The 5,252-nt window shown below is 62.5% G+C and carries 5 protein-coding genes and 1 pseudogene; 2 read left to right on the top strand and 4 right to left on the bottom strand.

Annotated features, from left to right (window positions below; genetic code table 11):
* A pseudogene (locus ENZ75_RS19815) lies at nt 1-2,491 on the top strand (DNA-directed RNA polymerase subunit beta'); the annotation flags it as partial.
* A gap of 65 nt (nt 2,492-2,556) precedes the next feature.
* On the opposite strand, the gene ENZ75_RS19810 reads toward ENZ75_RS19815, so the two are convergent.
* Complete coding sequence (locus tag ENZ75_RS19810; protein WP_013531416.1) at nt 2,557-2,769, bottom strand: helix-turn-helix transcriptional regulator; 213 nt, start codon at nt 2,767-2,769, stop codon at nt 2,557-2,559.
* Nucleotides 2,770-2,782: 13 nt separating this feature from the next.
* Nucleotides 2,783-3,361, bottom strand: coding sequence for a DUF2975 domain-containing protein (locus ENZ75_RS19805; RefSeq protein ID WP_063168071.1), 579 nt, complete (start codon nt 3,359-3,361; stop codon nt 2,783-2,785).
* Nucleotides 3,362-3,457: 96 nt separating this feature from the next.
* Between ENZ75_RS19805 and ENZ75_RS19800 the strand changes: the two genes are divergently transcribed.
* The gene (locus ENZ75_RS19800; RefSeq protein WP_013531418.1) at nt 3,458-3,856 is read left to right on the top strand and encodes a chlorophyllide reductase subunit BchY; all 399 of its coding nucleotides are present in this window, start codon (nt 3,458-3,460) and stop codon (nt 3,854-3,856) included.
* Nucleotides 3,857-3,956: 100 nt separating this feature from the next.
* Here the strand turns inward: ENZ75_RS19800 and ENZ75_RS19795 are convergent, their stop codons facing one another.
* Nucleotides 3,957-4,883 (bottom strand): Gfo/Idh/MocA family oxidoreductase, encoded by a 927-nt coding sequence (locus ENZ75_RS19795; protein WP_128278258.1) that lies wholly within the window; start codon nt 4,881-4,883, stop codon nt 3,957-3,959.
* A 172-nt stretch (nt 4,884-5,055) separates the two neighbouring features.
* The coding region (locus ENZ75_RS19790) for a transcriptional regulator (RefSeq protein ID WP_128278257.1) at nt 5,056-5,252 on the bottom strand (197 nt) is incomplete at its 5' end.

Below are 5,252 nucleotides of genomic sequence, written 5' to 3'. Positions count from 1 at the left end.
CACCACGCCTGGCCGCATGATCATCGGCGAGCTTCTGCCGAAGAACGTCAACGTGCCTTACGAGACCGCCAACCAGGAGATGACCAAGAAGAACATCTCCAAGATGATCGACACCGTCTACCGCCACTGCGGTCAGAAGGAGACGGTCATTTTCTGCGATCGCATCATGGCGCTCGGCTTCAGCCATGCCTGCCGCGCCGGCATTTCGTTCGGCAAGGACGACATGCTGATCCCGGATGCCAAGATCAAGCTGGTCTCCGACACCGAGGCTTTGGCCAAGGAATACGAGCAGCAGTACAATGACGGTCTGATCACGCAGGGCGAGAAGTACAACAAGGTCGTCGACGCCTGGGCCAAGTGCTCGGAAAAGGTCGCCGACGAGATGATGGCCCGCATCAAGGCGGTCGAGTTCGAGGACAATGGCCGTCAGAAGCCGATGAACTCGATCTACATGATGTCGCACTCCGGTGCGCGTGGCTCGCCCACCCAGATGCGCCAGCTTGCCGGCATGCGCGGCCTTATGGCCAAGCCGTCGGGTGAAATCATCGAGACGCCGATCATCTCGAACTTCAAGGAAGGCCTGACCGTGCTCGAGTACTTCAACTCGACCCACGGCGCCCGCAAGGGTCTGGCCGACACCGCCTTGAAGACGGCGAACTCGGGTTACCTCACCCGTCGTCTGGTCGACGTGGCGCAGGACTGCATCGTCAACTCCGTCGACTGCGGCACCGACAAGGGCCTCACCATGCAGCCGATCGTCGATGCCGGTCAGGTCGTTGCTTCGGTCGGCCAGCGCGTGCTGGGCCGTACGTCGCTCGACGACATCACCCATCCGGTGTCGGGCGAGATCCTGGTCAAGGCCGGAACGCTGATGGACGAGCGTGACGTGGAACAGATCGAAAAGGCCGGCGTCCAGTCGGTCCGCATCCGCTCGGCACTGACTTGCGAAGTCAGGGTTGGCGTCTGCGCGGTCTGCTACGGTCGCGATCTGGCCCGCGGCACCCCGGTCAACCAGGGCGAAGCCGTCGGCGTCATCGCGGCGCAGTCGATCGGCGAGCCGGGCACCCAGCTCACCATGCGTACCTTCCACATGGGCGGTACCGCGCAGGTGGTGGACAGCTCGTTCCTTGAAGCCTCGTATGAGGGCAAGGTCGAGATCCGCAACCGCAACGTGGTGCGCAACTCCGACGGCCAGCAGATGGTCATGGGCCGCAACATGGCGGTGCTGATCCTCGACGAAGCCGGCAAGGAGCGCGCCTCGCACCGTCTCACCTATGGTTCGCGCATCTTCGTGGACGATGGTGACAAGGTGAAGCGCGGCCAGCGTATCGCCGAGTGGGATCCCTACACGCGTCCGGTCCTCACCGAAATCGAGGGCAGGGTGTCGTACGAGGATCTGGTCGACGGCATTTCCGTTCAGGAAACGGCCGACGAGTCGACCGGCATCACCAAGCGTGAGGTCATCGACTGGCGCTCGACGCCACGTGGCAACGACCTGAAGCCGGCGATTGCGATCCAGGACGCCAAGGGCAAGGTCGGCAAGCTGTCCAAGGGCGGCGACGCCCGCTTCCTGCTCTCGGTCGAGGCCATTCTTTCGGTCGAGCCGGGTTCGCAGGTTCGCCCCGGCGACGTTTTGGCGCGCATTCCGATGGAAAGCGCCAAGACCAAGGACATCACCGGCGGTCTGCCGCGTGCTGCCGAGCTGTTCGAGGCACGCCGTCCGAAGGATCACGCCATCATCGCCGAGATCGACGGCACGATCCGCTTCGGCCGCGACTACAAGAACAAGCGTCGCATCATCATCGAGCCGCATGACTCGACGCTTGAGCCGGTCGAATACCTGATCCCGAAGGGCAAGCCGTTCCATCTCCAGGACGGCGACGTCATCGAGAAGGGCGACTACATCCTCGACGGCAACCCGGCGCCGCACGACATCCTGGCGATCAAGGGCGTGGAGGCACTTGCTTCCTACCTCGTCAACGAGATCCAGGAAGTCTACCGTCTGCAGGGCGTGTCGATCAACGACAAGCACATCGAGGTGATCGTTCGCCAGATGCTGCAGAAGGTCGAGATCACGGTGCAGGGCGATTCGACCTACATCCCGGGCGATCATGTCGACGTGATCGAACTGGAAGAGGTCAACGAGCGTCTGGTCGAGGACGGCAAGAAGCCGGCCGAAGGCCTGCCGGTGCTGCTCGGCATCACCAAGGCATCGCTGCAGACGCCGTCCTTCATCTCGGCCGCCTCCTTCCAGGAGACGACGCGAGTGCTGACGGAAGCTGCCGTTGCCGGCAAGACCGACATGCTGCAGGGCTTGAAGGAAAACGTCATCGTCGGCCGGTTGATCCCGGCCGGTACCGGCGGCACGATGAGCCAGATCCGGCGCATCGCCACCTCGCGCGACGAACTGATCATCGACGAGCGCCGCAAGGCCTCGGGTGCGGAAGTCGCCGAGCCGATGCTGGCCGACATGACCACCGCCGCGCAGTAAGCGCGGACGGCAACGATCTCAGGCAATAAGGCCGTCGGGGCAACCCGGCGGCCTATTTCTTTGTGCTATTCGGACACCCTCTCGAAGCGAAGCAGATCGCCCGGCTGACAGTCGAGATAGTCGCAGATGCGCTCCAGCGTGTCGAACCGGATACCCTTGACCTTTCCCTGCTTCAAAAGGGAAAGATTGGCCTCGGTGATGCCGACATATTCGGCCAGGTCCTTTGACTTCACGTTTCGTTCGGCGAGGACGACATTGAGCCTGACCCTTATGGGCATGAGCTGATCCTCATCAGATGAATTGCGCGTTTTCTTCGGCGAGTGCCGATGCCTCGGCCATGACCCAGGTGATGACAGCGACGATGCAAGCTGCCAGCAAGGTCAGCATCGTGTCGCTGTCGAGACCGAGCGTCAGCCGGTGCTGGCCGGCAGGCGCGTCCCAGCTGAGCAGAACGGACAATGCCGCCGCCGAAACCGGTTTCAGCAAGGCGGATGCCAGCAGCCCGAGGCCAAAGTATCGCAAATTGCTGATCGCGCCCTGACCGAAGAAGTTGCCGGACGCGAAAGCGCCGAAGCAGCGCCTTGCGGCCATGAGCGCGAAGACGAGGCAGGCAAGCGGCACGAACGAGATCGCGAACCCGACCAGTCTTCGACCGAGGCCAAGCTCGCTCAGCCATTCCTGTGGGATTTGCGCATCGGCCGCGATCGAACTGGCGGAGACGCTGAGCCAGTAGAACAGCAGACCGATGGTCAGCAATATGGCGAGGACGACAAAACACCTCGCCAGCACTAGGCTGAAAAGTCGGATGCGTCTCAATCTAAGCTGGCGGGCAGGATCGGCAGGGACAGCCGTGATGACAGGTTCAATCATCGCCGTTATCACTCCATTGTAATGAATTATCGTTTTACAATAATTTGTTTATGCGTAATGATGATTCTTGTCAATTCCTCATCACAGGAGAAACCTATGCCTTCGTTCAAACGCCGGATTGCCGTGGCAGCCATCGCGATTGTCGCCGCGTCCATAACGCCTTTTGCTGCCATCGCCCTCCCGTCGACCGCGACAGGCCGGATATCGGTGGGGCAGGTGATGGAAATGCTCGACAAGGCCGACACCAGCCCGGTCGCCAGGCAAACGCTGGTCGCCTATGTCGCCGGGGTTGGCGAAGCCGCCGGCGTGATCGCCGACACGATCGGCAATGGCGGCCTCGTTTCCTGCAAGAGTTCTTTCAGCCTGGATACACGAGCGGTGCGCGCCGCCCTTGAAGCGGGCGCCCCTCGTCAGGGTAACTGGTCTCAGACACCGGCGACGCCACTGATCATTGCCGACATGGTCAAGCGTGCCGGTTGCAGGACCAGGAATTGAGCCTGGCGATCCGCTGGTTCTCAGTCGCGCGACAATCCTGTCGCGCGACTATTCCCAACCTGCGACCCCCGCGCGCGATCAGCGAGTGCGGTTCCAGAGCTCAATCGAAAAACGCCTCGACTACGTTGCGCTTGCCGAGCATGAAGGCGTCAGCGACATGCTGGAGCGGGGCCAGATCGACATCGGAAACGCCGGCGCGCACGATCTCGGCGAAGCGCTTGTAGAGCATCGGATATTCCGCTTCCGGCTCTTCGTGAATGAGCTTGCCATCGATGGCGAGCTTCGAGCCGCCGCCCGACAGCACCATGGCGCCCTTGTCGGTGTCGGCCAGGATGTCCCAGCTTTGCGGGCCTGTCTGCAGCCAGTCGAGGTCCATCGTCACCGGCAGGCCATTCGAGGTGCGGAAGGTGACGCGCGCGGCAACCGGGGAGGCGCGGTTTTCGGGAAAGTCGAGCACCGCCGCGGTGGTGAACATGGCCGGCAGGATATGGGTGGCAATCGACAGCGCGTTGATGCCGGGATCGAAGACGCCAAAACCGCCGGGAGCCCAGATCCATTCCTGGTTCGGGTGCCAGCGGCGCACATCCTCTTTCCAGTTGATGGCAGCCGAGCGGATGCGGGCTGAACTTAGAAAAGCACGTGCGGCCTCGACGGCCGGCGCATAGCGCGAGTGCCAGCTGGCGAACAGCGAGACGCCGTTGTGCGCAGCCAATGTCTTGAGGTCTTCGACCTCGCTGACAGTAGCGCCTGGCGGCTTCTCCAGGAAGACATGCTTCTTTGCCGTCAGCGCCGTCCGCGCCGCGTCGTAGCGGAATTGCGGCGGCATGCAGAGCGAGACGGCCTCGAGCTCGGCTACGGCGTCGAGCATGGCTTCGATGGTGGGGAAATTCGGGATGTCATCCACCTTGCCGTGACGGCTGGCGGCCGCGACGAGGCGATAGTCCTGGTCTTTCGCCAGGGCCGGCAGGTGCTGGTCGCGGACGATCTTGCCGACGCCGACGATGCCTATCTTGATGGGCTGGGACATGGCCGCTCCGTCTGTTTGATGATGGTGATGGCTTCTTATCAGAACACTTGCCCCGGGCAAGCCGAAGCCGAGCAGCCAAGCTCAGCCTTCCCTTAGCGGCAGCACATTTGTCGGCTGGGAAGGCCTCGGTCGCCGATTCGGTTCGGCAGTCGATTCGAAAGCTGGACCGGGGTCAGATCGGCACGTCGAAGGTAACGATCGACACTTCGCCTTCGAGCGCGCCCTGGAAGGCGGAAATATGCGGCTCTTCGTCGGGGATGCCGTCCATGTCGCCGATCTGGTCGAGCTCGGCCTCGGCGTAACCTTCGGCGGCAAGCGATTCGAGCGCCCGGCGCACCGCCGAATCGTCGTCGGGCGCTCGAATCGCTT

The organism is Mesorhizobium sp. M7A.F.Ca.CA.002.04.1.1 (genome assembly GCF_004022805.1).
Classification (GTDB): Bacteria; Pseudomonadota; Alphaproteobacteria; order Rhizobiales; family Rhizobiaceae; genus Mesorhizobium; species Mesorhizobium ciceri.
This window is presented reverse-complemented; position numbering and strand designations above follow the sequence as displayed.